The organism is Rhodanobacter fulvus Jip2, from assembly GCF_000264315.1.
Classification (GTDB): domain Bacteria; phylum Pseudomonadota; class Gammaproteobacteria; order Xanthomonadales; family Rhodanobacteraceae; genus Rhodanobacter; species Rhodanobacter fulvus.
In genome coordinates this window covers 122,068-147,150 of the sequence record NZ_AJXU01000065.1, presented here as the reverse complement: position 1 = coordinate 147,150, position 25,083 = coordinate 122,068, and the positions used below count along the sequence as shown (strand labels likewise).

25 protein-coding genes are annotated in these 25,083 nt (G+C 68.1%); 12 read left to right on the top strand and 13 right to left on the bottom strand.

Annotation, left to right across the window (positions count from 1 at the left end):
- Nucleotides 1–148 precede the first annotated feature (148 nt).
- On the bottom strand, nucleotides 149–946 hold the full coding sequence (locus UU9_RS14605) for a DUF481 domain-containing protein (protein ID WP_007082541.1): 798 nt from the start codon (nucleotides 944–946) through the stop codon (nucleotides 149–151).
- Between the two features lie 85 nt (nucleotides 947–1,031).
- Entirely contained in the window at nucleotides 1,032–1,928 is an 897-nt protein-coding gene (locus UU9_RS14600; RefSeq protein WP_007082540.1) for a hypothetical protein, read from the bottom strand.
- Nucleotides 1,929–2,055: 127 nt separating this feature from the next.
- Between UU9_RS14600 and UU9_RS14595 the strand changes: the two genes are divergently transcribed.
- Nucleotides 2,056–3,033: a helix-turn-helix transcriptional regulator gene (locus UU9_RS14595; protein ID WP_007082539.1), complete on the top strand. Its 978-nt coding sequence runs from the start codon at nucleotides 2,056–2,058 to the stop codon at nucleotides 3,031–3,033.
- Nucleotides 3,034–3,261: 228 nt separating this feature from the next.
- On the opposite strand, the gene UU9_RS14590 is transcribed toward UU9_RS14595, so the two are convergent.
- A complete protein-coding gene (locus UU9_RS14590; protein WP_007082538.1) occupies nucleotides 3,262–5,076 on the bottom strand; it encodes an SLC13 family permease in 1,815 nt (604 codons plus the stop codon).
- 88 nt (nucleotides 5,077–5,164) lie between these two features.
- Here UU9_RS14590 and UU9_RS14585 point away from each other — a divergent pair, with 88 nt between their 5' ends.
- Nucleotides 5,165–6,160 (top strand): patatin-like phospholipase family protein, encoded by a 996-nt coding sequence (locus UU9_RS14585; protein ID WP_007082537.1) that lies wholly within the window; start codon nucleotides 5,165–5,167, stop codon nucleotides 6,158–6,160.
- 8 nt (nucleotides 6,161–6,168) lie between these two features.
- Here UU9_RS14585 and UU9_RS14580 read toward each other — a convergent pair whose 3' ends face one another.
- Both UU9_RS14580 and UU9_RS14575 read right to left on the bottom strand, forming a co-directional pair.
- A complete protein-coding gene (locus tag UU9_RS14580) occupies nucleotides 6,169–6,537 on the bottom strand; it encodes a DUF488 domain-containing protein (protein WP_007082536.1) in 369 nt (122 codons plus the stop codon).
- 32 nt (nucleotides 6,538–6,569) lie between these two features.
- The gene (locus tag UU9_RS14575; RefSeq protein WP_007082535.1) at nucleotides 6,570–7,286 is read right to left on the bottom strand and encodes a glycosyltransferase; all 717 of its coding nucleotides are present in this window, start codon (nucleotides 7,284–7,286) and stop codon (nucleotides 6,570–6,572) included.
- A 224-nt stretch (nucleotides 7,287–7,510) separates the two neighbouring features.
- On the opposite strand from UU9_RS14575, the gene UU9_RS14570 reads away from it, so the two are divergent.
- Nucleotides 7,511–8,590, top strand: a complete 1,080-nt coding sequence (locus UU9_RS14570; RefSeq protein WP_007082534.1) for a DUF748 domain-containing protein — start codon at nucleotides 7,511–7,513, stop codon at nucleotides 8,588–8,590.
- A 51-nt stretch (nucleotides 8,591–8,641) separates the two neighbouring features.
- Here the strand turns inward: UU9_RS14570 and UU9_RS14565 are convergent, their stop codons facing one another.
- Nucleotides 8,642–9,094, bottom strand: a complete 453-nt coding sequence (locus tag UU9_RS14565) for a helix-turn-helix domain-containing protein (RefSeq protein WP_007082533.1) — start codon at nucleotides 9,092–9,094, stop codon at nucleotides 8,642–8,644.
- A gap of 177 nt (nucleotides 9,095–9,271) precedes the next feature.
- Here UU9_RS14565 and glmU point away from each other — a divergent pair, with 177 nt between their 5' ends.
- Nucleotides 9,272–10,645, top strand: coding sequence for a bifunctional UDP-N-acetylglucosamine diphosphorylase/glucosamine-1-phosphate N-acetyltransferase GlmU (glmU, locus tag UU9_RS14560; protein ID WP_007082532.1), 1,374 nt, complete (start codon nucleotides 9,272–9,274; stop codon nucleotides 10,643–10,645).
- A 95-nt stretch (nucleotides 10,646–10,740) separates the two neighbouring features.
- Complete coding sequence (locus UU9_RS14555; protein WP_007082531.1) at nucleotides 10,741–11,154, top strand: hemerythrin domain-containing protein; 414 nt, start codon at nucleotides 10,741–10,743, stop codon at nucleotides 11,152–11,154.
- Nucleotides 11,155–11,241: 87 nt separating this feature from the next.
- Here the strand turns inward: UU9_RS14555 and UU9_RS14550 are convergent, their stop codons facing one another.
- Complete coding sequence (locus UU9_RS14550) at nucleotides 11,242–12,225, bottom strand: chorismate transformation FkbO/Hyg5 family protein (RefSeq protein WP_040671107.1); 984 nt, start codon at nucleotides 12,223–12,225, stop codon at nucleotides 11,242–11,244.
- A gap of 93 nt (nucleotides 12,226–12,318) precedes the next feature.
- Here UU9_RS14550 and UU9_RS14545 point away from each other — a divergent pair, with 93 nt between their 5' ends.
- The 6 genes from UU9_RS14545 to UU9_RS14520 all read left to right on the top strand — a co-directional run bounded on the left by UU9_RS14545 (nucleotide 12,319) and on the right by UU9_RS14520 (nucleotide 17,280).
- Nucleotides 12,319–12,588: a phosphopantetheine-binding protein gene (locus UU9_RS14545; protein WP_007082529.1), complete on the top strand. Its 270-nt coding sequence runs from the start codon at nucleotides 12,319–12,321 to the stop codon at nucleotides 12,586–12,588.
- 117 nt (nucleotides 12,589–12,705) lie between these two features.
- A complete protein-coding gene (locus UU9_RS14540; protein WP_007082528.1) occupies nucleotides 12,706–12,999 on the top strand; it encodes an ApeI family dehydratase in 294 nt (97 codons plus the stop codon).
- Nucleotides 12,996–13,949 carry a lysophospholipid acyltransferase family protein gene (locus tag UU9_RS14535; RefSeq protein WP_007082527.1) on the top strand — a complete coding sequence of 318 codons (954 nt, stop codon included), beginning with the start codon at nucleotides 12,996–12,998 and terminating at the stop codon, nucleotides 13,947–13,949. Before UU9_RS14540 ends, UU9_RS14535 begins: the two co-directional genes overlap by 4 nt.
- Entirely contained in the window at nucleotides 13,903–14,541 is a 639-nt protein-coding gene (locus UU9_RS14530; protein WP_237710296.1) for a LolA-related protein, read from the top strand. Before UU9_RS14535 ends, UU9_RS14530 begins: the two co-directional genes overlap by 47 nt.
- A 2-nt stretch (nucleotides 14,542–14,543) precedes the next feature.
- The gene (locus UU9_RS14525; RefSeq protein WP_193385312.1) at nucleotides 14,544–16,862 is read left to right on the top strand and encodes an MMPL family transporter; all 2,319 of its coding nucleotides are present in this window, start codon (nucleotides 14,544–14,546) and stop codon (nucleotides 16,860–16,862) included.
- Nucleotides 16,846–17,280, top strand: coding sequence for a hotdog family protein (locus UU9_RS14520; protein WP_007082524.1), 435 nt, complete (start codon nucleotides 16,846–16,848; stop codon nucleotides 17,278–17,280). Before UU9_RS14525 ends, UU9_RS14520 begins: the two co-directional genes overlap by 17 nt.
- A gap of 116 nt (nucleotides 17,281–17,396) precedes the next feature.
- On the opposite strand, the gene UU9_RS14515 is transcribed toward UU9_RS14520, so the two are convergent.
- The 6 genes from UU9_RS14515 to UU9_RS14490 all read right to left on the bottom strand — a co-directional run bounded on the left by UU9_RS14515 (nucleotide 17,397) and on the right by UU9_RS14490 (nucleotide 24,190).
- Complete coding sequence (locus UU9_RS14515; RefSeq protein WP_007082523.1) at nucleotides 17,397–18,134, bottom strand: hypothetical protein; 738 nt, start codon at nucleotides 18,132–18,134, stop codon at nucleotides 17,397–17,399.
- A 412-nt stretch (nucleotides 18,135–18,546) separates the two neighbouring features.
- Nucleotides 18,547–20,142 (bottom strand): NAD(P)/FAD-dependent oxidoreductase, encoded by a 1,596-nt coding sequence (locus tag UU9_RS14510; protein WP_007082522.1) that lies wholly within the window; start codon nucleotides 20,140–20,142, stop codon nucleotides 18,547–18,549.
- Between the two features lie 2 nt (nucleotides 20,143–20,144).
- Nucleotides 20,145–21,407 carry a cation:proton antiporter domain-containing protein gene (locus UU9_RS14505; RefSeq protein WP_007082521.1) on the bottom strand — a complete coding sequence of 421 codons (1,263 nt, stop codon included), beginning with the start codon at nucleotides 21,405–21,407 and terminating at the stop codon, nucleotides 20,145–20,147.
- Nucleotides 21,408–21,456: 49 nt separating this feature from the next.
- Nucleotides 21,457–22,212 (bottom strand): glycosyltransferase family 2 protein, encoded by a 756-nt coding sequence (locus tag UU9_RS14500; protein WP_007082520.1) that lies wholly within the window; start codon nucleotides 22,210–22,212, stop codon nucleotides 21,457–21,459.
- On the bottom strand, nucleotides 22,209–23,000 hold the full coding sequence (locus tag UU9_RS14495) for a beta-ketoacyl synthase chain length factor (protein WP_007082519.1): 792 nt from the start codon (nucleotides 22,998–23,000) through the stop codon (nucleotides 22,209–22,211). Before UU9_RS14495 ends, UU9_RS14500 begins: the two co-directional genes overlap by 4 nt.
- Nucleotides 22,997–24,190: a beta-ketoacyl-[acyl-carrier-protein] synthase family protein gene (locus UU9_RS14490; protein WP_040671105.1), complete on the bottom strand. Its 1,194-nt coding sequence runs from the start codon at nucleotides 24,188–24,190 to the stop codon at nucleotides 22,997–22,999. The genes UU9_RS14495 and UU9_RS14490 overlap by 4 nt, the downstream gene beginning before the upstream one ends.
- 159 nt (nucleotides 24,191–24,349) lie before the next feature.
- Between UU9_RS14490 and UU9_RS14485 the strand changes: the two genes are divergently transcribed.
- The gene (locus UU9_RS14485; protein WP_040671104.1) at nucleotides 24,350–25,054 is read left to right on the top strand and encodes a YdcF family protein; all 705 of its coding nucleotides are present in this window, start codon (nucleotides 24,350–24,352) and stop codon (nucleotides 25,052–25,054) included.
- The last annotated feature ends 29 nt before the right edge of the window (nucleotides 25,055–25,083 follow it).

Genomic DNA, 25,083 nt, shown 5'->3' with positions numbered 1-25,083 from the left:
CTCCCCTGCGCGCAGGGGAGGGAGCAAAGCCTGGCACTTCTGGCCCGCCCCTGCGCGCTGGGGGTCGGAACAAGGCGACCGCTCCAACGACGACGGCCCTCCCGCTTGCGCGAAAGGGCCGTCGATGCGGCGCACCGGTGGCATCAGCTCAGAAGCTGTAGACCAGGTTGGTGGTGGTGAGCGTGTCGGTGTTCTTGGTGCCCGGCAACACGTCGGTGTTGTGGCGCACCTGGAAGCCGACTTTCAGCGCCAGCTTCTTGGTCATGCTGACGGCCAGCCCCGCGTCGTTCTGCAGGTAGGTGTTCTTGGAGCCCGCTTCGACCAGCAGCGTGTCGTCGAACGAGGTGTTCTCGGTGAGCTTGTACTTGTAGTTGACCAGGCCGCGACCGACCATCTCGCTCTCGGTGGGCTGGCGGACGGCCACGCTTTCGTTGTCGACGATGATGTGGGTGTCAGCCGGGCGGTAACGCTTGTAACCGGGGCCGACTTCGAACGAGAGCTCGTTGCGCTCGTCTTTCAACGCGATGTAGCCGTAGCCGAGCGAGACGATGCCCTGCCACAGGTTGGCGCCGAAATCGTCATGCTCGTAACGCGCCGCGCCCACGATGTAGCTGCGCGGATCAAGCTTGTAGCCCACCGACGCGCCACCGTCGTAACGGTTGGCGGTGGTGTTGAATTGCTTGATCGTGTTGCCGGCTTCGTCCTCGATCGTCTGCTGGCTCTTCGAGCGCAGGCCATCGACGAAGAAGCTGTTCTTCCACTGGTCGTTTTCCTGGTTCAGGCCGAGCTTGGCGTTGAGGTTCTCCGAACGCGAGTTACCGGTGGAGGACGCGAAACCGAACTCGCCCGAACCGCTCCAGCCGCCGTTGTTGGGCGCGCTTTGCGCCTGCACGCCGAAACTGGCACACGCCGCCAGCAGCGCGCTGGCCATCAAGGTCTTTTTCATCCGGGGAGCGATCCATTTGTTAATTAAAAGTGAGTTACTACGATAACCGGCCGCATTGAACTTGCTATGAATGGCGCCGGCAAACTCAGCGGATGATGTCATTCCGGCGCACGGCGGCAAACTGGCGCTGTTCCAGCCAGCGCCCCAGCAGGCAACTGGGTGCCGCAACGGCGGCGGCCAGCAGCGGCGTGTGGATCCACATGGCCAGCATGATTGCCAGCGCCGGGACGGCGTAAACCAGCAACGTCGACACCCACCGGGCCGAGCGCAATGCCGCGGTGCGCGCGGGGCGGCGACGCCCCAGCGAGCGCCAGGCGCCGGCTTCCGTCACCCACGTCACCACCGCCAGCCCCAGCAACACCGCCAGCCACGGCATGCCCAGGAACGGCGAGCCCTGCTGGCCTTGCGCCACCGTGATGGCCCACAGGCACAAGCCACCGGCATAGCCGGCAAAAAGCACCCGGCGCAGCGGAAACTGCTGTGACGACGGCGGCGGCGCCGGCCGCAACCAGCGGCGACGATGGTCGTAATGGTTGTAGGCGAGGCTGGCCAGGCTGCAAAGCGCCAGCGCCGCACCGGCCAGGCGCGTCGCCCAGAAATCGTTGTCACCCCGGGCCAGGCCGGCCACGGCAAGCATCGGCAGGTAGGTGACAAACGCCAGCAACGCCGCCCGCGTGGGTCGGCTGTCGCGATACGGCTGCCAGCCATACCAGTCGTGCGCGGCACCGCGCCCCGGCAGGCAGGCCAGCACCAGGCCGAACCCGGCCAGCACCAGCCCGGCCGCCAGCGGCACCAGCGTTCCGCTGCGGCCATCCGGACGCCCCAACACCAACGCCATCCCCAGCCACGCCCACAGGCCGTAGCCGCTCGTGGCCAGCACGCGCCAGAACGGCGCCGCCACATGGGTAACCGCCCGCGCGGCTTGGCTGCCGTTCGCGTCGTTGGCCGGCGCGGCGTCGGGCGAGGAGGAGATCGGTGGCATGAACGAAAGTCAGTCAAGGCATCGAACGCTCAGGATACGGCATGCGTCCCGGTGTGTCCCGGCGACCGCATCACACACGCCGCCCGTGCTACAACGCCTGCATTCCAACCCAGCCTGGACCCGCGTCATGGACCGCTACGAACGCATACTCACCCTGCATCGCATGTTGAAATCGGCGCATTACCCGATCCCGTTGCCGCGCCTGCTGGGTGAGCTGGAATGCTCCCGCGCCACGCTGTATCGCGACGTGGCGTTTCTGCGCGATGCGCTGGGCGCGCCGATCGAAAGCGCCGGCGGCGATTCGGCCGCGTTCCGCTACGCGCTGGGCGAAGGCGAGCGTTTCGAGCTGCCGGGCCTGTGGCTCACCTCCGACGAACTGGCTGCGTTGCTGGCCCTGAACGAGCTGATGGGCCGCAGCGGGCCGGGCGTGCTGGCCGGCGCGCTGGCACCGTTCAAGGCGCGCATCGAAGGGCTGCTCACCGACCAGGGCAGCGGCACCGCCTTGCCGCTGGAGCGCATTCGAGTGATCCCCTGGGGCGAGCGCCGGCTGGATCAGCAGGTGTTCCGCACCGTGGCCGGCGCCGTCCTGCGGCGGCGGCAACTGCGCTTCCGCTATCGCGCGCGCACCACCAATGCCGACAGCCACCGCACCGTGTCACCGCAGCGGCTGACCCACTACCGCGACAACTGGTACCTCGACGTGTGGGATCACGACCGCGAGGCGCTGCGCAGCTTCGCCGTGGACCGCATCGCCGAGGCGCAGGCGCTGGAACAGCCGGCGATCGACGTCAGCGAAGGCGACCTCAACGACCTGCTCGCCTCCAGCTACGGCATCTTCGCCGGCAAGCCCAAAGCCTGGGCCACCCTGCGCTTTTCCGCCCACGCCGCCCGCTGGGTCGCCGACGAGCACTGGCACTCGCAACAAAAAGGCGAATGGCTGCCGGACGGCCGCTACGAGTTGAAAGTGCCGTATTCCAACTCGAAGGAACTGCTGATGGACGTACTCAAGTACGGCCCCGATGCCGAGGTGGTGGCACCGATGTCGCTGCGCGAGGAGATGAAGATCCTGCTGCAGCTGGCCCTGGGCGGATACGCCCAGGCATAGATGAAGCCCCATCCCGGCGACCGACCTCATCCAGACCGGCCGCACGAAGAAGCGAACCCGCACGGCACGGTTGCCTCCTCTCCCTTCGGGAGAGGATTGAGGTGAGGGTTCGGTGCTTGCCAAAGGCCGATCGAAGGAACGCTTTGTCAAAAGTACGACGCGGCGTGTCCCCCTCTCCCCAACCCTCTCCCCAAGGGGAGAGGGAGCAAAAGCAAAGAGCGCGCTGCCTTATTGGGGCGGATAAAACGGCCAGAACACCGGTATCAGCCACATCGACATCGCGCAGAAAATGGCGATCAGCGGAATGCCCACTTTCATGAAGTCGGTGAAGCGGTAGCCGCCGGCGTAATAGACCATGGTGTTGGTGGGGTAGCCGACGGGCGTGGCGAACGAGGTGGCCGCGGCGAATGCCACCGCCACCACGAACGGACGCGGATCAGCGTGCACCGCGTGCGCCACGGTGATCGCGATGCCCACCATCAGCACCACCGACGGGTTGTGGCCCATCAGCTCGGTCAGCAGCGCGGTGAGCAGGTAGACCATCAGCAGCGCGGCCAGCGGGCCGTGTCCGCCCACCAGCTCCATCGCGCCTTGCACCACCACGGTGGACAGCCCGGTGTTCTCGATAGCCAGCCCCAGCGGCAGGATCGCGCCGAGCAGCACGATGATCTTCCAGTCCATGCCCTCGTAGACGTCTTTACGGCCAAAGCATCCGGTCAGCGCCATCGCCACCGCGCCGCATATGGCGGCGATGGGAATCGGCAGCCAGTGCAGGCCGGACACCACCACCACGGCGGCCATGATCGCCGCGGCCACGATCGCCTTGCGCGACATGCCGCGGGCGTCGTCGCGTTCGTTCAGCACGATGAAAGCCTCGTCATTGCGCAGCTTGGGCATGGCGTCTTCATCGACCAGCACCATCAGCACGTCGCCTACCGCCAGGCGGGTGACGCTGAGCTTGTCGCGCAGCACTTCACCCCGGCGGTGCAACGCCAACACCGTGGCGCGGTAACGCCAATCCAGGCCGATCTCGGCCAGGCGCCGGTCCTCCACCAGGCTGGCCGGTGCCACCATGATCTCGGCCAGCACGCGCGGCTGCTCGCCTTCTTTCGCGTAGCGCCGCTCGGGTGCGTTCTCCAGCTTGTTCTTGCGCTGGAACTCCTCGATCTTTTCCCAGTCGCCGCGCACCAGCAGGACATCGCCCGCCTGCAGCTTCTGCTCGCGCGGCGACCACATGCGGCGTTCGCCACGCAGCAATTCCAGTGGATAGACGCCGAACGTCTCGCCCAGCTTCGCGTCGGCAATGGCGGTATCCAGCAAGGGCGATTCCTCCCCCACTTCCAGCTCGGTGACGTATTTGCCGATGTCGGCACCTTGCGGCATGGTGGCATCGATATGCTTGGGCAACAGGTGCCGCCCGATCACCATCAGGTAGGTGATGCCCACCACCGCCAGCACCGCGCCCAGTTGGGTGAACTCGAACACGCCAAAGCCCGCCATGCCGTGTTTCTGCGCCAGGCTGTCAGTCAGCAGATTGGACGAGGTGCCGATCAGGGTGCACACGCCGCCCATCTGTGCGGCATAGGCCATCGGCATCAACACGCGCGCCGGTGAGGTGCCCGTGCGCTGGCACACACGCAGCGCCAGCGGCAGGAAGGTGGCCACCAGCGCGATGTTCTTCACGAAGGCGCCCAGCGGCGCGATCGCCAGCATCATGGCCAGGGTCAGAAGCCATGGCTTGCGGATCTTCATCAGCAGGCGGGTCAGCGGATCGAGCACGCCGGAGCGCTCGATGCCCAGGCTCAGCGCGAACATCGCCGCCACCGTCACCGTGGCCTCGTTGCTGAAGCCGGACAAGGCCTGCACCGGCGTCACGATGCCCAGCACCACCAGCGATCCGAGCACCAGCAGCGCCACCAGGTCGATGCGTACCTTCTCGCTGACGAACAGCGCCATCGCGCCCACGATGATCGCGACCGTGGCCCATGCCTGCCAGCTCACCGGCGAACCCCCGCGCAACACGGGCGCGATTTCGCGGCGCAAGACATCCGGCGCCCGACGATAGTGCGGGCGATTGGTTTGTCGTCATTCACGCCCCGCATCATGGGACAAACACCTTGCCGGTTCCAGAATGCGTGGACTTCAACACACGCTGGTGCCAACGTATCGTGATGACCCGGACCCCTTCGACGAAGCCATGACCGACGCCTTGCCCACGCCCTCCCCCGACCGCAAACCCACCATTGCGCTGGCGCTGGGTGCCGGCGGTGCGAAGGGCCTGGCGCATATCGGGGTGATCCGCGAGATCGAGGCGCAGGGCTTCGAGATCGTGGCCATCGCCGGCAGCTCGATGGGCGCGCTGATCGGTGGCATCCATGCGATGGGCAAGCTCGATGTGTACGCCGACTGGGTCAGCGCGCTGGCCAGGCTCGACGTGCTGCGGCTGGTGGACTGGACGTTCTCCGGCGGCGGCCTGATCAAGGGCGAAAAGATCATCGAGACGCTGCGCGCCCTGGTCGGCGATACGCTGATCGAGGAGCTGCCGCTGACCTTCACCGCGGTGGCCACCGACCTGGACCGTGGGCGCGAGGTGTGGCTCAGTCGTGGCAGCCTGTTCGACGCCATCCGCGCGTCGATCGCGATCCCCACCGTGTTTCGCCCGTACACCCTCGACGGCCGGCGTCTGATCGACGGCGCGCTGCTCAACCCGGTGCCGGTGACGCCGCTGATCCGCGAAGTGGCCGATTACCTGGTGGCCGTCAGTGTGGACGGCCCGGCCATGGTCGCCACGCCGGTGGAGATGCCGGTGGAAGCCCCGCGCGGGGGCAACGGCTACCGCCAGCGCATCGGCGATTTCATCGGCCGCATGATCCCGCACAACGAAGCCCGCCCGGCGGTGCCCAGCGCGTTCGAGCTGCTGACGCAATCGATGGATCTGATGCAGGCAAACCTGTCGCGCCTGCGGCTGGCCGCCTACGAGCCGGATCTGCTGATCCAGCTGCCACGCAACATGGCCAGCGCGTACGAGTTCTACCGCGCCAGCGAACTGATCGAGCGCGGCCACGAACAAGCCCGCGAGGCGCTCGCCAACTGGCACCGCGGCGGGGCGCCGGTGCGCAATCCCTGACGCCGGCCTCAGCGCGGCTGGTGCCGGCGCAGCCACTGCTCCATCAGCGCCTTCAGCGCCACCGCGTCGTTGTGCTCCTCATCGCGCGCGCCGTACAACAAAGTCACCGGCTCCTTTGCGGATCGCCGCGCGAGCGCTTGCCAGACGTCGGCCGACTCGGCCAGCTCGGCCGCGTAGCGCTGGCGAAATTCGTCCCACAGCGCCGGGTCATGGCCAAACCACTTGCGCAGTTCGGTGGACGGGGCCAGCTCCTTCGCCCAGACATCCATCGGCACCGCCTCCTTCTTCAGCCCGCGCGGCCACAGGCGATCGATCAACACGCGGTAACCGTCGCCCTCGGCGGGCGCCTCGTAGACGCGTTTGATGGCGATGCCCATGACAACCTCCGCTGGCCGCACGCTGGCGGCGGTTACAGTTCCTCGACCGCGGTGACCTTGCCGCGGCGCATCAGCCAGGCCACGCCGCGCAGGTCGGCCAGACCCACCCACAGCCGGTCCAGCATGCCGTACTTGGAAACGCCCGCCGTGCGCGGTCGATGACCCACCGGCACGCTCTGGATCTGGAAGCCGGCGCGCTTCACCAGCGCGGGCAGGTAGCGGTGCATGTGGTCGAAATAGGGCAGGCGCAGGAATACCTCGCGCTCGAACAGCTTCAGCCCGCAGCCGGTGTCCGGCGTGGCGTCGCGCAGCATGCGCGAGCGCACCGCGTTGGCGATCTTCGAGGAGATGCGCTTGTTGAAACTGTCGCGCCGGGTGGTGCGCCAGCCGGCGAACAGCCGCACGTCGGCCGCCGCGGCATCCCGCGCGGCCAGCAATTTGGGGATGTCGGCCGGATCGTTCTGGCCATCGCCGTCCAGCGTGGCGATCCACGGCGCCTGCGCCGCCCGCACACCGTTCCACACCGCCGTGCTCTGGCCGCTGCGGGTGACGTGATGCAGCACGCGCAACTCCGGGTACAGCGCCTTCTGCGCCGCCAGCACCGCGCGGCTGTCGTCGCTGGAGTCGTCGTCGATGTAGATGACCTCGAACGCCAGCTTGCCGCGCAACGCGGTGGCAATCTCGGCCAGCAGGGGCGGAATGTTGTCGCGCTCGTTGAAGACGGGTACGACGACGGAAAGTTGCGGCATGGGGAGGCCTTTCAGCGGAACGGAAGCGGCGCGCGGCGCCGCACCCTGGCAGTTTAATGCCAAGCGGCCCGACGCGCTGTGGGAGCGACTTCAGTCGCGATGCTCTTTCTTTGAAGCCCAGAGCAGAAGCATCGCGACTGAAGTCGCTCCCACAGGGGTCCGCCGCCCACATTGCGCCCACATCCGCGATCGCATACTCGGCCGGAATCCCCAGAGGATCGCCCATGAAATTCCGATATCGCCGCTCCGTCGGCTGGCTGCTCGTGGTGGTTGCGGTGCTGGTGGTGGCGCGGCTGGCATTGCCGTATGCGGTGAAAAGCTATCTCAACCAGCGCATGGACCGGATGGGCGATTACCACGGCCAGCTGGCCGATGTGGACATCCACCTGTGGCGCGGCGCCTACGGCATCGAGCAGCTGAAAGTGGTCAAGGTCAGCGGCAAGGTGCCGGTGCCGCTGTTCGATGCCGCCCACACCGATATCGCGATCAGCTGGCGCGCGCTGACCCATGGCCGCCTGCGCGGCAAGGTGGCATTCACCCGCGCATCGTTGAATTTCGTCGATGGCGACGGCAGCGCCAGCGGCCAGTCCGGCAAGGGCGTGAACTGGCGGGACCAGTTGGAGATGCTGGTGCCGATCCGGCTGGACGAGCTGGCGGTGCACGACAGCACGGTCACCTTCCACAACTTCACCTCGCACCCGCGGGTGGACATGAAGATGACCGACGTGAACGGCACCGTCGTCAACCTCACCAATGCCGACCGTCGCCAGGGCCGTCGCGTGGCCACCTTGCAGGCCACCGCCAAGGTGCTGCAGGACGCGCCGCTGCAGGTCAAGGCCAGCATCGATCCGCTCGAGCGCAGCGGCGATTTCGGCGTGGAACTGCGCATCAAGGACATCCAGTTGACCCGCCTCAACGATTTCGCCCGCGCCTACGCCAAGCTGGATTTCGCCGGCGGCAACGGCGATTTCGTGATGCAACTGGAGGCGCGCAACGGGCAACTCGACGGCTACGCCAAACCGCTGCTGCACGGGGTCAGGATCTTCAGCTGGCAGCAGGACGTGGAACAGGACAAGAAGAACCCGCTGCGCGTGGCCTGGGAGGCCGTGGCGCAAGGCGTCACCTCGCTGTTCAAGAACCACGCAAAGGACCAGTTCGCCACCCGCGTGCCGATCAGCGGGCGTATCGACGACAAGAAGCTGGGTACCTGGGCGGCGATCGTGGGCGTGCTGCGCAATGCGTTCGTGAAGGCCTACACGCCGCAGCTGGAGGATCTGAAGCCTGCGCCCGACGACAAGGGCTGATGCGAGGCGCGGGCTCGCCCGCGCCAGCCCGCGCGGCAAAACGGCGGATGGCTAGGCTCGTTCCACGCGTTGGTAACGCGTTACCAGCTCCACTACGGCCAGCACCAGGCCGTGGCCAGCCATCGCCACGGTCCACCAGATCGTCGGCCATCTCATGATGGCGGCGTCCCCCATGCCGAGGCCGATGCCGGCGAACACCATCATCCCGAACAGATATCCGGCGAGATGGATGAGAACGGACAGGCGGAGTGCCGCAAGCTCTTTCGCCTTTCCATCGCGTGTGGCCTGCGCGGCCTGGGCCTGCGCATCGACCGTCAATGCCATGACGTCCACGCCAAAGGCGGCGGCCAGGGCCATGACCGATTCACGCGCCGCCTTCTCGCCGTTCTCGATCCGCTGCACCGTTCTGAGGCTGATGCCGGCCACTTCGGCCAGATGCTCCTGAGACCAGCCGCGTCCATCGCGCCAACGCCGCACCTGTGCCCCATCCGCTTGTATCTGCATCGTGGTGTTCCTGTCGTTGCCGGCATCGGCCGGCGATCAGAGTGCCGCATAGTCGCCGGTTTGCAACGCCAGTGCCGTGCCAGCGACCCGCCAGCAGGCTGCCACGGGCGCGCCATCGCTGATGTGGCGGCGCGTGCCGCTGCTATCCTGCGTGATTTCCGAACTGCAAGGTGACCCATGGCAACGCCGCCCCTGCATGTGATCGTCCTCGCCGCCGGCGCCGGCACGCGAATGAAATCCGCCCGGCCCAAGGTGCTGATGCCGCTGGCCGGCCAGCCCTTGCTGGCCCATGTGGTGAACGCGGCGCGGGCGTTGCAGCCGGCGGCGATCCACATCGTGCACGGTCACGGCGGCGATCAGGTGCAGGCCGCGTTCGCCGACCAGACCGACCTGCGCTGGGCGCTGCAGGCCGAGCGCCTGGGCACCGGCCACGCGGTGGAGCAGGCGCTGGCCGGCGTGCCGGATGGTGCTCGCGTGTTGGTGCTGTATGGCGACGTGCCGCTGACCCGCGTCGAGACGCTGCAGCGGCTGGTGCACAGCGGCAGCGCCCTGGGCCTGCTCACCATGCGCCTGGCCCAGCCGCGCGGCTACGGCCGTGTGTTGTGCGATGACGCCAGCCGCGTGCAGGCGGTGGTCGAGGAGAAGGACGCCGACGCGCAGCAGCGCGCGGTAGACCTGGTCAACACCGGCATCCTGGTGGCCGATGCGCAGGCGCTGCGCGGCTGGATCGGGCGGCTCGACCGCAACAACGCCCAGGGCGAGTACTACCTCACCGACATTTTCGGGATGGCCGCGCAGGAAGGCCAACCGGCACTCAGCGTCGAATGCGACGATCCGGTGGAAGCGGCCGGCGCGAATGATTCGCTGCAGTTGTCCACGCTGGAAGCCGCCTACCGGCGCCGCGCTGCCGAAGCGTTGATGCGCGAGGGCGTGCGCCTGGCCGATCCGCTGCGCCTGGACGTGCGCGGCACGGTCGAAACCGGCAGCGACGTGGAGCTGGATATCGACGTGATCCTGGAAGGCCGCGTGCAGTTGGGCGACCGCGTGCGCATCGGCCCGTTCTGCCGTCTGCACAACGTGCAACTGGCCGCCGGCACCGTGGTGCAAGCACATTGCGACCTGGACGGCGTGGTCACCCACGGCCCCTGCACGATCGGCCCGTTCGCGCGGCTGCGCCCCGGCACCGAGCTGGATGCCGGCGTGCACATCGGCAACTTCGTGGAAACCAAGAAGACGCACCTGGGCGAGGGCAGCAAGGCCAACCATCTCACCTACCTCGGCGACAGCGTGGTGGGCAGCGGCGTCAACATCGGCGCCGGCACCATCACCTGCAACTACGACGGCGTGAACAAGTTCCAGACGCACATCGGCGACGGCGCCTTCATCGGCTCCAACAGCTCGCTGGTGGCGCCGGTGACGATCGGTGCGCAGGCCACCATCGGCGCCGGCTCGGTGATCACCCGCGATGCGCCCGAGGGCGAGCTCACCGTGGCGCGCGGCCGGCAGCTGACGTTGCCGGGCTGGAAGCGGCCGGTGAAACAGCCGCGCTGAGCGCGGGAGGCCGGCGGCGGCGCCGTGATCCAGGTCAGTGCCGGCACGCAGGCCGGCCAGCATGCTGTGGGCTCCCCCAGTGACGGAGTCACCGCATGTCCTCCACCCTCATCGTCAATCTCCGAAACGAGCACGCGCAAATGCGCGACGTGCTGGATTCGGTGCGGCGCGTCGGCATTTCCACGCCGGAAGGCCAGCGCCAGCTGAAGAAGGCGCGACAGTTGATCGTCGACCACCTGCATCACGAAGACACCCACCTCTACCCCGCCCTGCGCGGCAACCCGCAAACCCAGCCGCTGGCCAACGAATACGCCAACGAAATGCAGGAACTCTCACGCGAGATCCTGGCCTTCTTCGACGGCATGGAACGCGAGCACGACGACCTGGTATTCGCCCGCGGCTTCGGCAAGCTGATGGGTACGCTCAACAAGCGCTGGACGCGCGAGGAAGTGCGCCTGTATCCGGCTTACGACGCGCATTGCGGCGACAAGCTGGCGGCCGCTGGTTGAGCGGAAAGCGCGAAGTGAGTGAAGAGCGGCGCCGAGGTGCGCCGTGGCTCTTCTCTCACTCCTCGCTTCTCGCACGCACGGCTGGCTCTATACGTAGCGCCAGCCGTCGATTTCCACCAGCAACTCCCCGCGGCAGATGTCGCCGTGCAGCACCAGCACCGGTACGCCGGGCAGGCGTTGCTGCAGGAAATCGTTCACGCGTGCGGCATCGACACCGTGCCGCACATAGGCTTTCAGCGGCGACTGGGTGTCGAAGCCGGCGCTCATGCCGGCGCTGGCCAGCAGGGCTTCGAGGTTGACCAGGGTTTCCTCGAGCTGCGCATCGAGGTCGTCGTGGTGCGCCGAGGCGTGGCCCACCACGGCGGCGGTACCGGAGATCGCCAGCGCGTCCAGCGCCGGCAGGCTCATGGCGCGGGCGAAGCTGGGCGGCGTGCTGCCGTATTGGCGCGGGTAGCGCCAGGCACTGACCTGGCGCGGGTTTTCCACTCGCTGGCCCGGCTGGTCGCAGGCCAGCAGGTAAACCTGCAGCAGCGGCACCTCGCCATGGTGGCCGATGGCGGTGGCGGCGGGAAAACCTTCGGCGAAGAAATCGCCCATGCCCTCGGCGCGACCGATGCAGAACTGCTTGTAACGCTCGGCGTCGCCCTCGCCCTGGTTGATCGCGGCCATGTAATTCCAGATGCGCAGCACATGGTGCTCGGCACGCTGGCCGACGAACGCACGCAACTGTTCGTAGGCGCGGGCGGCGGTGGCCTGCGGGCCGCCGTGGTCGCGCTCATCCAGCTCGATCGCGGCGTACAGCCAGCCGCCGCCGGCCGACCAGCGCAGGTCGCCGGCGACGCCGGATTCCACCGGCGCATCCACCTGCCAGATCTCCAGCGTTGACGGCGCGTCGAAACTTTCCAGCGCCACCTGCAGGCAGCGCGGGTCATCGCGCCGCGCGCGCGCGCCGAAATCGAACAACGCCAAGGTGCCGGTTTCCGCCAGCGCAGCCTCGGCATCGGCCACGCGGTAGGAAACTCGCGGTGCGCGCCGCAAGGGCGCGCGCTGTGGGTTTTCACATCCCTGCATCTTCGTTACAACCGGGTAAGGCAAGGGCGCTATGTTACACTCCGCGCCCAATGCCCCCGGGGGGAGGCAATGCATTAGAGTACGGAATCAAGCATGGCGGAACAGACAGCGGCGCAACACGAATTGGCCACGTTGGTCGTGCAATGCCTGAACCTCGAAACGGTCACCCCCGCGCAGATCGACCCCGATGCCCCGCTGTTTGGCGGCGATCTGGGACTCGATTCCATCGATGCACTGGAAATCGCGCTGGCGGTGTCCAAGCGCTACGGTTTCCAGCTGCGTTCGGACAACCCGGACAACCGGCAGATCTTCACCAGCCTGCGTACGCTTTCCGCGCATGTCGAGCAGCACAAGGTCAGCTGAACGCTGCGGCCCTGCTGGCGTTTTCTCCCGTCACGCCGTGCTTCCCCGCGAATGCCTTGCGCATGGTCCGGCCTGCGCGTTTGCGCTGCCGGACATGACCTTGCGTGTGGCGACATCATGACCGCGTTCGAACAACCTCTCCGCATCCATGCCACGCATCCGGCGCTGCCAGGCCATTTTCCGGGCCAGCCGCTGGTGCCTGGCGTGGTGTTGCTGGAGCAGGTGGCGCTGGCCTTGCGCGCCTGGCGCGGCCAGCGGCTGGCGCGGGTGGTGGAGGCGAAATTCCTGGCCCCGCTGCTGCCTGACGAAGCGGCCACGGTACGGCTGACGTCGGCCGAGGCGCGGGTCCGTTTCGAGATCCGCCGCGATGACACCGTGCTGGCGCGCGGCCTCGTCGAGGGCGCGGCATGAGCAACACCGGGAACTGGCAGAGCCGCCCCGAGGGCGGCGGCCGTTTCGCGCTGTGGCTGATCCGCAATATCGCCCTGTACGGCGGCCGCCGGCTGGGCCGGTTGTGCCTGTATCCGATCACGGTCTACTTCTACCTGCGCCGCGCGCCGGAGCGACAGGCGTCGCGGCACTATCTGCAGCGCGTGTTCGGCCGGCCGGGCACGCCATGGCAGGTGATGAAACATCTGCACTGCTTTGCCGCCACGATCATGGATCGGGTGTTCCTGCTGGCGCATGGCGAGCGGCCGTTCCGGATCGAGGTGGTGGGCCTGGAACAATTGGAGCAGCGCGTGGCGCTGGGTCGTGGCGTGCTGCTGTTCGGTTCGCACCAGGGCAGTTTCGAGGCGCTGCGGGCGATCGGCGGGCGGCGCCCGGAGCTGCCGCTGCGGGTGGTGCTGGACAAGCAGAAAACCCCCGCGATGACCGAGCTGCTGGAAGCGCTGGCGCCGGAGATCGGCGGCTGCGTGATCGATGCCGCACAGGACGGCACCAGCATCGCGCTGGCGATGGCCGAAGCCTGCCAGCAAGGCGCGGTGGTGGCGATGCTGGCCGATCGTGGCCGCGGCCACGAGGTGTTGCGTCGTGTCCCGTTGCTGGGCTCGACCGCGCCGTTCCCGGTCAGCCCCTGGCTGCTGGCGCATACGCTGCAGGTGCCGGTGGTACTGTGCTTCGGTCTCTATCTGGGCGGCAACCGCTATCGGCTGATGTTCGAGCCGTTCGCCGACCAGGTCGAGATTCCACGACAAAACCGCGGGCCCGCGCTGGATACCTTGATGGCCCGGTATGCGCAGCGGGTGGAACACTACATCCATGTCGCTCCCTACAACTGGTTCAACTTCTATGATTTCTGGCAAGACGCTCGTGATGATGTCGAGCCTGCTGCTGTGGTCGGCGAACATATCGGCGTCTGAAGCAGCGGCACCGGCGCCGGCCTCGTCGGCCACGCTGGCGTTGATCAGCGCGCTGGGACAACCGGCACCCGCGCACACCGCCTTCGCCGAAGCGCGCTTCATGCAGGTGCTGGACCGGCCGCTGGTGATTTCCGGCGAGCTGGCCTGGCTGGGCGACGACAAGCTGCAACGGCGTGTGGAGCAGCCCAAGGCCGAAACCTTCACCATCGCCGACGGCGAGGTGACGCAGGAGCGCGCCGGCAAGAAGCCGCGCCATTTTTCGCTGAGCCGCGCACCGCAACTGCAGGTGCTGCTGGACAGTTTCGTGGCCTTGCTCAGCGGCGATCCGACGCACCTGCAACAGGTGTTCAAGATCAGCCACGACGGTGACCCCGCCGCGCACTGGACGCTGAGCCTGGTGCCGCGCGACACCAAGGTCGCCCGCACCATCGCCGCCATCACCATCAACGGTTACGCGACCGTGTCGCGCTGCATGCAGATGCACGAGGCCGACGGCGACCTGGCGGTGGATCTGCTGGGCCCGCTGGCGGCGAGGATGCCGGCGCAACCCACCCGCGAATCGCTGCTGGCGCTGTGCGGGGAGGCGCCTTGAGCCTGCGCGGGGGCGGGCGCACCACGCTGCTGGTGCTGTGGTTGCTGGCGCTGGCCGGGCTGGGCTGGGTGGTCAGCCAGCGCCTGAAGATCAGCACCGACCTGCGCAGTTTCATGCCCGCGCCGACCACGCCGGACCAGCGGCTGCTGATGGAGCAGGTGGGTGAAGGCCCGGGCTCACGGCTGTTGCTGCTGGCGATTTCCGGCGGCTCCGACGAGGAGCTGGCGGCACTCAGCCAGGGGCTGGTGGCGACGCTGAAAAACGACCCGCGCTACAGCCAGGTCATCAATGGCAGTTTCGATCCCGGCGCGCTGGACCCGGCGCTGCTGCCGTACCGTTACCTGCTGTCGCCCACGCTGGATACGCAGCCGCTGGACGAGGCCTACCTCGCCGACCAGCTGCAGCAACGGCTGGATGAGCTGTCCTCACCCGCGGCCAGCCTGCTGAAGGGCCTGCTGCCGCGCGATCCCACGCTGGAGGTGCTGAAACTGGCCCAGATGTGGGCGCCGGCCAAATCGCCGCAGGTGCGCGACGGCGTGTGGTTCTCGGCGCAGGACGAAGCCTTGCTGCTGGTGCAGACAGTCGCCGCGGGCTTCGATCCCGGCGCCCAGCAGCAGGCCATCGATGGCATCGAAAAGGCGTTCCACGCCTTGCCCGGCAGCGCCGGCGCCAAGCTCGAACTGAGCGGCCCGGGCTATTTCAGCGTGGTGGTGGGCGCGCAGACCCGGCACCAGGCGGACTGGATCGGGCGCATTTCCACCGTGGGTTTCATCGCCCTGCTGCTGCTGGCGTATCGCAGCATCGGCTCGCTGCTGCTGTCGGCGCTGCCCATCGCCAGCGCCGCGCTGGCCGGCATCGTGGCGCTGACGCTGGCCTTCCCCGACGTGCATGGCATCACTTTGGCGTTCGGTTTCACCCTGCTGGGCGTGGCACAGGAGTATCCGATCCGCGTGCTCAGCCATCGCCGCGCGGGCGAGGATGCGCTGCACAGCGTGCGCGCTTTGTGGCCGCTGCTGCTGACCGCCATCGCCTCGGCCTGCATCGCCTACCTGGCGTTCTACGCCTCGGGCGTGAACGGCCTGAAGCAGTTGGCGGTGTTCACCATCGTGGGCCTGCTGGCGGCCGGTTTCAGCACGCGCTATCTGCTGCCGCACCTGCTGCCGCGGCGGGTGCGCGACGTGGCCGACATGCGCTGGCTGGTGCGCGCGCGTGCGTTCGTGGATCGCCTGCCGCGGCCGCGCTGGCTGCCGCTGCTGGTGGCCGCCGCGATCGTGGCGATGCTGGCGCTGGCGCCCGGCCCGTTCTGGCAAAACAACCTGGCCGCGCTGACGCCGTTGCCGCAAAGCATGCTGCAGCACGACGCGCGCCTGCGCCAGGCGCTGGGCGCGCCCGACGTGCGCTACCTGCTGGTATTGCAGGCGCCGACCGCGCAAGGCGTGCTGGAACTGTCGCAACAGCTGCAGCCGCGCGTCGATGCGCTGGTGGCCAGGCATGCGGTGGACACGCTGGAACTGCCCTCGCGCTACCTGCCCGCCGTGGCCTTGCAGCGCGAGCGCCAGCAGAAGTTGCCCGACCAGGCCACGCTGCAACACGACCTCACCGAAGCACTCGACGGCCTGCCGTTCCGCGCCGACCTGTTCCAGCCCTTCCTCGACGATGTGCGGACCGCGCGCACGCTGCCGCCGTTGACGCCCGAACGCTACGCGCAGACGCCGCTGGGCCAGCGCCTCGCCGCCATGCTGGTGCCGCGCGACGGCCATTGGCTGGGCCTGGGCACGGTCAGCGGCGTGCATGATGTGGCGGCGCTGCAGGCGCTGGGCGAAGGCAGCCACGGCAGCGTGCGCCTGCTCGATCTGAAGGCCGCGTCCGAATCGCTGGTGGTCGACTACCGCACGCGCATCCTGCAGGCGCTGCTGGCCGCGGCGGTGCTGCTGGTGCTGACCATCAGCTTCGCCCTGCGCAGCGTGCGCCGCGCCTGGCACGTGCTGGCACCGATGACGCTGGCCACCTTCCTGGTGCTGGCGGTGGAGCGCATGGCCGGCATCGAGATCTCGCTGTTCCACCTGGTGGCGCTGATCCTGGCCGGTGGGCTCGGCCTGCACTACGCGCTGTTCTTCGAACGCGATACCGGCGACCCGGCCGAGCAGCGGCGCACGCTGCACGCCACCATCGTCTGCGTACTGTCCGCACTGCTGGTGTTCGGCATGCTGGCGTGGGCCACGATCCCGGTGCTGCGCGCGATCGGGCTCACCGTGAGCCTGGGCGTCGCGTTTCACTTCTGCCTATCCATCCTGATGGCGCCGCATGCTTCCGAAAGCTGACTGGTCGCACCTGATTCCGCACGCGGGCAGCATGTGCCTGCTCGATGCCGTGCTGGCGTGGGACGAAAAAACCATTCACGCGATCAGCGCCGGCCACGCACGCGCCGACAACCCGCTACGCGACGAACACGGCCTGCATGCCGTGCATCTGGCCGAATACGGTGCCCAGGCGATGGCCGTGCACGGCGCGCTGCTGGCGCGTGATCGCGGCGTCGAGGAAGCCCGCCCCGGCCGGCTGGTCAGCCTGCGCGACATGCAGTTGCAGGAGGAATATGTCGATCAGCTGGATGGCCGTCTGGACGTCCATGCCGAATGCCTCTACAGCGACGACAGCGGCGCGCAGTACACGTTTCGCGTCGAGCATCGCGGCCACCTGCTGGCGACGGGACGCACCGCCGTGATCTACGCTGCCGGCTGACTCCACGCGGGCCCGATCACGTCCGAAATCTCACCCGCATGATCCGCCGGGTATTCGCAGAAAACAGAAAGGGCGCCGCAGTGATGCAGCGCCCTTTGTCGTGACGGTGCTGAAACTCAGTCGACGCCGAAGTCGTAGGCCTTGGCGGCGGCGGCGTTCTGCGCGAAGTAGGTCCAGAAGCCGTAACCGACAGGCATCTGCGACACCACCAGGAAGGCGTACTCCTCACCGGGGGTCAGCGGTTTGGCCGGCTTGATGCTGTAGTTGCCGTTACCGAGTTTTTCCGTGGTGACTTCGACTTCGCGATCGGTGTTGCTGCCGCTGAACACGACGTAGCGAGCTTTGTGGTCCTTGTTCTCGCCGAGATGGATCAGCCGCACCATCAACGGATCCATGTTGGCGATGAACTCGGGCGTGGCCGAGGTGCGCAGCGGCGCATGGAAGCCCTGCACGAACATGAAGGTTTCCGGGCCGCCGACATGGAACGGAATCCACGCCTTGCGGTAAGACGCCTCGGCGGTAACGCGCACCGGGTTGATCGCCACTTGTTTGCCACTGGCATCCACGAACTGGATCTCGTCTCCGCTGGCCTGGTTGGCGCTGGCATTGTGGGTGGGGCTGGACGCGCCGATCATGCGGCTGATCAGGGCGGGAGACACGCCGTCATGCTTGAGTTTGGCCAGCGCTTGCGGGCTGGTGTCGAAATCGTTGGTCGAGGCATCGATTTTCGCGCTGATCACCTGGGGGTCCAGACCCAGCTTCACCATTTCCACGACATCCTTGTTGCCCAGCGCCGTGGCGGCGATAGCCGGCATGGCGAGAGCGAATAACAGTACCGAGATCAACTTGCGCATGTTGCAGTTCCCCTGTTTGATACGAACGAAAAGCGGCGCATGGTATCGGGGGCGCTGCGCGGTTGTAAGCCGCTCAAGGCATCGTGGCAACGGGGGGTGCAATGGCTCCATCCCGGAATGCTCTGATCCTTGTGTCGGTGATTCGCCCCCTCGGCCACCGCCGACTCGACGATACTTTCTGCGAACCGGCGGAGCAACCGCACTTTTCCGTGCCAGCGCTGACCCCGGATTACCCTGGCCAGCGCCCGACACTGGCAGCGCTGATACGGTGTTCGAAGCCGCACTCGCCACCATTGGGCAAGTGGCGTCTCGGCAGGGTCGTGAGCCGAACGGCAGACTCATTCGGCTCACCGAGCGAGCTTGTTGCGGTGTTGTTGGGCTCGCGGATCAGCGTGCGCCGACACACTTCCAGTCAAGCCGGCGCCATGAACACCAGCGGCTGCGGCTGGCCGGACGGTGTGTCATCCACGTCCGCACCATTGGCGGCGGCCTGTGCCGCCATCGCATCCGCCAAACCTTGCAGCAGGCGCACGTTTTCACGCAACCGCTCGCGCACGCCGGCATCGTCCAGCACGTCGTGCATGCCTTCGTTGAGGGCCACGAACCAGGGCAGCTGGCGCTGGTCGAAGATCACCGGCGGGTTTTGCGGTGTGGTGGTTTCGTGCCACTGGCGGAAGCACGCCTGCATGCGCTGGTTGAGTTCCTGCGCCAGCGCCAGTTCGGGCGCTACGTCGGCGAACAGTGCCACGTCGGCCAGCCGCTGCTGGAACACCAGCTGGCACAGCACGCCCCAGTAGAACGCGTGGTCCCAGATGATCTTGGCGGCCATCACGGTCACGTCGCCGAACAACGGGTACTGGTCGCGGAAGATCTGCAGCATGCTGTCGTAGAACGACTGGTACAGCCGCTCGTAGCTGCGCACGCGCGGCGCCAGCGGCAGGCCGGCGTGGTCGTCGGCGATCAGCTGGCAGATGTAGGTGTTGCCGATGGCGATGAAGTCGCTGCCGGGGGAATAGAACGGATCGAGGAACGCACCGGCCTCGCCGGCCAGCGCCCAGCGGTCGGCGCTGAACAGTTGCGAGCAGCCGTAGGAATAATTGCGCAGGAAGCGGAAATCCAGCAGCTTGTCGGCACACCGCGCCACTTCGCGCGCCACCGCCGGCTGATGGCGCGCCAGCCATGCCTGGGCGCGTTCGAAGGTGTTGAACTCCTCCAGCGGGTGCATCGCCGCGTCCGCCACGATGCCGACCGAATGCGCGCCCGAGGCCAGCGGAATCAGCCACACCCAGTAGCCGGGGCCGCACAGGTGGTTGGTGGAGCGCCAGCGTTCGGGCGGCGTGCAGCGGCGGCACCAGTCCGCGTCATCCGACCAGTCGTCGGGCTTGAGCCGTTCGTCGACACGGAACCAGGCGGCGTTGACGTGGTGGCCGTTGTCCACCGTGAGCTCCAGCCGCCGCCGCACCAGTCCGGCGCGGCCGGACGCATCCACCAGCCAGCGCGCGTGCAGGGAGTGGTCGCCATCCGCGTCGCTGCAGCGCACGGTATGGCCGTCGCGATCCTTGCCCAGGTCGAAGCCGCGCACGCGGGTGCCCTGGCGGAAATCGATGCCGCGGCGAACCGCTTCCTCGCCCAGGAAATTCTCGAAGATGCCGCGGTCCAGCTGGTAGCTGGGGGCGGGGAACACCTCGCTGACGCCCAGCTCGGCAACGGCATCGATCTCGCTGCTGCCGTGGGTGAAGAAGTAGCGCAGGCCGAACTTCAGGATGTGTTCGCGCTGCAGGTAATCGCGCAGGCCCAGTGTTTCGCCGAAGTAATGCGCGCCGATGTCGACGGTGGATTCGCCCACCTTGTGCGCGGCCAGCGGCAGCGGATGGGTGGCGCGTTCCAGCACCACGATATCAAGCTCGGGAAGCCGGTCGTGAAGTTGCAGCGCCAGGGTCAGACCGGCAAGGCCCCCGCCCAGGATGACGACGTCGTGTGTGGTTTGGCCGTCCGTGGTGGCGGTCATGTCTACTCCAGTGGGGGGGCGTGCTGGATGGTGTCGGCGGGGATCACCGGCCGCGCTGGCGCGGGCCGACGATCCAGTGCCACCAGCATCGGAGTGGCCATCATCGTGGTGATGATGGCGATCAGCAGCAGGATGGTGAACAGCTGGGGCCCGATCACCCCGGCATCCAGGCCGACCTTCAGCACGATCAGCTCCATCATGCCGCGGGCGTTCATCAGCGAGCCCACGGCAAACGCGTCGCGCCAGCGGTAACCGCCCAGCCGCGCGCCCACGGCGCCGCCGAACAGTTTTCCGGACGCCGCCACCAGCAGGATCAACGCCAGCGCGCCGAACGCCTGGAAATCCAGCGCCGCGGCGGTGGTGCTGAGCCCGGCCAGCGCGAAGAACACCGGCAGCAGCGCCATCACGGTGATGTTTTCCAGCCGCAGGATCAGGCTGGCCAGCAGCGCGTCGTTGCGCGGCAAGGCCACGCCGAACAGGAAGGCCCCGAATACCGCGTGCAGGTGCATCCAGTGGGTCAGCGCGCCGCAGGCGAACGTGCCGATCAGCAGCAGCGCCAGCATGTAGCTGTCCGGATGGCCTTGCTGCGCATGGCGCCGCAACAGCCACGCCAGGCACGGGCGCAGCACGCCCAGGCACAGGAAGATCATCGCGGCGACGCCGATCGACGCGCGCAGGAACGGGGTCCAGTCGCCGTTCGACGAGGCCATCGCCATGGCAAACGCCAGCGCCAGCCAGGCCAGCACATCGGCCACCGCGGCGCTGGCCAGGGCGAGCTGCCCCACGGGCGTGCAGGTGCGACGCGAGTCCTTGAGGATGCGCGCCAGCACCGGCATCGCGGTGATGCCGATGGCCGCGGCCAGGAACATCGCGAACGCCCAGAACGAGACCCCGGGCGGGGCGAAGCGCGCCTGCAGGCTGGGGGCGATCAGCAGCCCCAGCGCCATCGGCAGCAGCACGGCCAGCACGCCGACCGCGCCGGCGGCGCGCAGCGAGCGGTGCGAGCCGGCCGGCAAGCGCAGTTCGGCACCCACGATCAGCATGAACAACACCAGGCCGAGCTGGCTCAGCGCATCCAGCGCGGGCAGCGTATCGGCGGCGAACAGCCACTGCTGCCACTCCGGCGCCACGGTGCCCAGCAATATCGGCCCCAGCGCCAGACCGGCCAGCATTTCCCCGATCACCCGCGGCTGGCCAAGCCAGCGCAACACCCACGCCAACGCCCTCGACGCGGTCAATATCACGACCAGCTGCAACAACAACACTTGCCTTCTCCCCGGAACTACCTGTAACCCCTGGTCGTACAACCCCTCGTCAGACAACCCCCCGCTGGTCCCGCACGATCGTCGGCGCACCACGCGATCGACGATGGCTGGCCATGATATGGCCGTAATGCACGACCCGGCCAACGGTGTAAACCGTGATGCGCACCACATCGCGCACCGGGCTGAAATGGCTGGGTCGGAACTGGCCATGGTAGCGCGAAGCGATCGGCACGGAGACCACGCCCAGCTTCTTCTCGCGCGAGGCGACAATCAGGATGGCCGCCTCGAATACAAAATTTTCCGCCGGCAGATCAACCAGTTCCAGCGCCGCGCGCGGATACCAGCGCTGTCCGCTCTGGGTGTCGGCCACCGGCTGGGCGCAGGCCCAGGAGATGCCCCAGTCGGCCACGGCGTTGGCGCGGCGGCGGCCCTTGGGCTGCTGATCCTTGTCGAGCAGGCGCGCCCCGATCACGATGTGATCGGGGTAGCGGGCGGCGGCGGCGGCGATGCGCGGGATGTCGCTGGCCAAGTGCTGGCCGTCGCCATCCATCGTCACCACGGCGTCGTAACCCTGGCGCAGTGCTTCGCGAAAGCCGCACCGCAGGGCCTCACCCTTGCCGCGGCGTTGCGCGTGGCGCAGCAAGGTCACCGGCAGCGCGGCCACGATCTCCGGTGTGCGGTCGTCCGAGCCGTCGTCGATCACGATCACCGGCGCGCCCAGCGCCAGCACGGATTCCACCACCGATTGGATGGCCGCCTCTTCATTGAGGCAGGGAATCAGCACGCACCAGCGCGGGGTGTTCAAGCGACCGCCTCGGTGTCGACCTGCAAGCCCAGTTGAGGGCCGGCGGCCAGCTGGCAGCGGCCGGCGCCACGGGCCAGTGCGGCCAGCAACGGCAGCGCTTCGGCCGATGCGTTGCCCGCGCGCCAGCCACTCAGCGGCGACGCCAGCTCGGTCGGCGCAGCGCCGGCGTTCAAGCGGATATCGAGCCGCGCCCGCGTCGCCGCGCCTGCCGTGGGAGCCAGCACCAGCGCGCAGGCGAACGGCTGCTCACCACCGATGAGCTTGCCCAGCGGCCCGCTGCCGGCGGTGTCGGCGCACACCAGCAGGACGGGCCGCTGCTCGGCCAGCACCTGGCCGGCAGCCTCCAGCAGGCCGGCGCCGAAACTGGCGCGATCCGCGCACACGGCGGTGGACGGCTCGTGACAACCGACCGCGATCGTCCAGTAACCGACCGGCGCGTTGTGCACCGAGTTGTGGAAGCGGGTCGGCGACAGTTCGGTCGGCGAGTGCGCCAGCGTGGCGCACATGTAGTCGGTGATCGACTGCTCGCCATGCGACGAGGAGAAGACGCAGGCCAGGGTCGCCGCCACGCGCCCGCTCATGGCCACCGCCTGGCCGGCCACCTCGACCGCCAGCAGCACGCTTTCCGGTGCGCGACGGCGCTCGTTCGACGCCATCATGGCCGCCGCCGGACGCGCCGGCGGCGGTGGCGGGGAGCCGCCATCGAGCAGGCGGCGCAAGGCGTCGAAATCGCCCAGTTGCGGCGACCACAGGCCCATGCCCTCGACGTGAATCCGCAGCGCGCTCATGCCGCAAACCCCGCCGCCGCGAACGCCAGGCAGGCGTTGTTGCCACCGAAGCCGAAGGAATTGCTCAGCGCCACCCGCACCGGCTGCTGCTCGTTGCGCCAGGCGAAACTGGGGCCGCAGGCCGGGTCCGGCGTGTCGCCACCGAGATTGCCGGGGACCAGGCCGTGTTCGATCGCCTGCAGCGCCACGGTGGCCTCCAGGATGCCGGACGCGCCCAGCGTGTGGCCGGTGAAACCCTTGGTGGAACTGGCCCGCGTGGTGGCCGGGAACGTGCGGCTGACCAGTGCCGCCTCCACCTCGTCATTCTTCTGGCTGGCCGTGCCGTGCAGGTTGATGTAGTCGACCTGCGCCGCGTCGAGCCCGGCCCGCGCCAGCGCCGCATGCAGCGCCAGCCCCGCGCCCAGCCCCTGCGGGTGCGGCGTGGACATGTGGTGCGCGTCGCTGGCCTCGCCGTAGCCCAGCAGCCGCGGTGCCTGCGGCGCCGCTTCCACCCGCTGCAGCAAGGCAAAGCCCGCCGCCTCGCCGATCGAAATGCCGTCGCGCGTCAGGTCGAACGGACGACACGGTTGCGTCGACACCAGCTCCAGCGCGTTGAAGCCGAACAGCACGCTGTCGCACAAGGTATCCACGCCACCCACCACGGCCGCATCGATCAGCCCCAGCGCGATCATCCGCTGCGCGCTGGCGAACACCTTGGCGCTGGACGAACAGGCAGTGGACACGGTGAGGCAGGGGCCTTCCAGCCCCAGCGCGGCAGCGACGAAGGCCGCCAGCGAGTGCGGCGCATGGATGGCCGGGCGCTGCATGTCGGCAGGGAAATTGCCATCGGCGTCGAGCCGCCGATAAGCCTCCTCGGTGGCGCCGATGCTGGAGGTGGAGGTGCCCACGAACAGGCCGATGCGGTTCGCGCCATGGCGTTGCCGTGCCTGCTGCACGCGGGCAAGAAAGCCGTCCTGATTCAGCCCCAGCCAGGCCAGCCGGTTGTTGCGGCATTCCCACGGCGCGTATTCGGCGGGCAGGGCGGCCTGCTCCAGTCCATCGACGCGACCGATCCAGCACGCCAGCGGCGCGCGGCTGAAATCGTTGGGGCGCAGGCCGCTGCGCATGCTCTCCAGCGTTTCGCGCTGGGCGGCCAGGCCGTGGCCCATGGCGGAAGTGGCGGTGTATGCGGCAACCGCGAGAGGCATCATCGACAAAGACATCCGCCGGAGCGTAGCGGGCGCTCCGGGGCTTGCCTAGTCTGATCGGCACCTTGTCGCCGCCGCGACGAATGTGAGGGTCGCCTTCACTGAATTGCGTGGCCCGTGGCGTTTGCGCACACTGCCACTCCTTTCCTCGTGCCTGCGCCCTTGTCTCCCAGCCTTTCCCCCGCGCAACGACGCCTGCGCTACCTGCGCGATCGCGACGTGCAATACGCCGCACTGGTGACGGTGCTGGTCATGCTGCTGAGTGCCGGGCTGGTGTGGCTGGGCTACCTGATCCATGTCTGGCGGATCGCCGCGCGCAGCCCGCTGGCGCCACCGCGGCGGATGACCGTGCTGGTGTTCGGGCAGCGGCTGGGGCGCGACCATCCGCAGCACGACTACCGCCTGCGCCTGCGCCGGGCGATGGCGCTGCTTCGGCAACAGCAGGTGGATCACCTGCTGTTGCTGGGCGGCCGCAGCGGCGGCAACCGCAGCGAGGCCGAAGCGGGCCTGGCCTGGCTGCAACGGCGCGGCCTGCCCGCCGCGGCGCGAATCGAGCTGGAGCAGGATTCGATCGATTCGCTGGAAAACCTGCGCCACGCCCGCCGCCTGCTGCAGGCGCAACCGCCCACCGGCGCGCTGCCCGCCGTGGCGCTGGTCACCAGCCGCTACCACCTGGCCCGCTGCCTGCTGCTGGCCCGACGACTGGGGTTCGACAGCGTGCCGATCGCCGCCGAGCCGACGCTGCCAAAACGACCGCGTTACGTCGGCCTGTTGCTGATGGAAGCCACCTACCTGATGTGGATCGACATCGGCCTGCGCTGGGCGCGCCTGACCGGCCGCCATCGCATGACCGAGCGCATCGGCTGACGCTTCTTGTGGGAGCGACTTCAGTCGCG

Bases quoted from the DNA above. Each gene is read 5' to 3' on its own strand.
- UU9_RS14605 (WP_007082541.1), bottom strand. From the start codon at position 946: ATGAAAAAGACCTTGATGGCCAGCGCGCTGCTGGCGGCGTGTGCCAGT.
- UU9_RS14600 (WP_007082540.1), bottom strand. From the start codon at position 1,928: ATGCCACCGATCTCCTCCTCGCCCGACGCCGCGCCGGCCAACGACGCG.
- UU9_RS14595 (WP_007082539.1), top strand. From the start codon at position 2,056: ATGGACCGCTACGAACGCATACTCACCCTGCATCGCATGTTGAAATCG.
- UU9_RS14585 (WP_007082537.1), top strand. From the start codon at position 5,165: ATGCGTGGACTTCAACACACGCTGGTGCCAACGTATCGTGATGACCCG.
- UU9_RS14580 (WP_007082536.1), bottom strand. From the start codon at position 6,537: ATGGGCATCGCCATCAAACGCGTCTACGAGGCGCCCGCCGAGGGCGAC.
- UU9_RS14575 (WP_007082535.1), bottom strand. From the start codon at position 7,286: ATGCCGCAACTTTCCGTCGTCGTACCCGTCTTCAACGAGCGCGACAAC.
- UU9_RS14570 (WP_007082534.1), top strand. From the start codon at position 7,511: ATGAAATTCCGATATCGCCGCTCCGTCGGCTGGCTGCTCGTGGTGGTT.
- UU9_RS14565 (WP_007082533.1), bottom strand. From the start codon at position 9,094: ATGCAGATACAAGCGGATGGGGCACAGGTGCGGCGTTGGCGCGATGGA.
- glmU (WP_007082532.1), top strand. From the start codon at position 9,272: ATGGCAACGCCGCCCCTGCATGTGATCGTCCTCGCCGCCGGCGCCGGC.
- UU9_RS14555 (WP_007082531.1), top strand. From the start codon at position 10,741: ATGTCCTCCACCCTCATCGTCAATCTCCGAAACGAGCACGCGCAAATG.
- UU9_RS14550 (WP_040671107.1), bottom strand. From the start codon at position 12,225: ATGCAGGGATGTGAAAACCCACAGCGCGCGCCCTTGCGGCGCGCACCG.
- UU9_RS14545 (WP_007082529.1), top strand. From the start codon at position 12,319: ATGGCGGAACAGACAGCGGCGCAACACGAATTGGCCACGTTGGTCGTG.
- UU9_RS14540 (WP_007082528.1), top strand. From the start codon at position 12,706: ATGACCGCGTTCGAACAACCTCTCCGCATCCATGCCACGCATCCGGCG.
- UU9_RS14535 (WP_007082527.1), top strand. From the start codon at position 12,996: ATGAGCAACACCGGGAACTGGCAGAGCCGCCCCGAGGGCGGCGGCCGT.
- UU9_RS14530 (WP_237710296.1), top strand. From the start codon at position 13,903: ATGATGTCGAGCCTGCTGCTGTGGTCGGCGAACATATCGGCGTCTGAA.
- UU9_RS14520 (WP_007082524.1), top strand. From the start codon at position 16,846: ATGCTTCCGAAAGCTGACTGGTCGCACCTGATTCCGCACGCGGGCAGC.
- UU9_RS14515 (WP_007082523.1), bottom strand. From the start codon at position 18,134: ATGCGCAAGTTGATCTCGGTACTGTTATTCGCTCTCGCCATGCCGGCT.
- UU9_RS14510 (WP_007082522.1), bottom strand. From the start codon at position 20,142: ATGACCGCCACCACGGACGGCCAAACCACACACGACGTCGTCATCCTG.
- UU9_RS14495 (WP_007082519.1), bottom strand. From the start codon at position 23,000: ATGAGCGCGCTGCGGATTCACGTCGAGGGCATGGGCCTGTGGTCGCCG.
- UU9_RS14490 (WP_040671105.1), bottom strand. From the start codon at position 24,190: ATGATGCCTCTCGCGGTTGCCGCATACACCGCCACTTCCGCCATGGGC.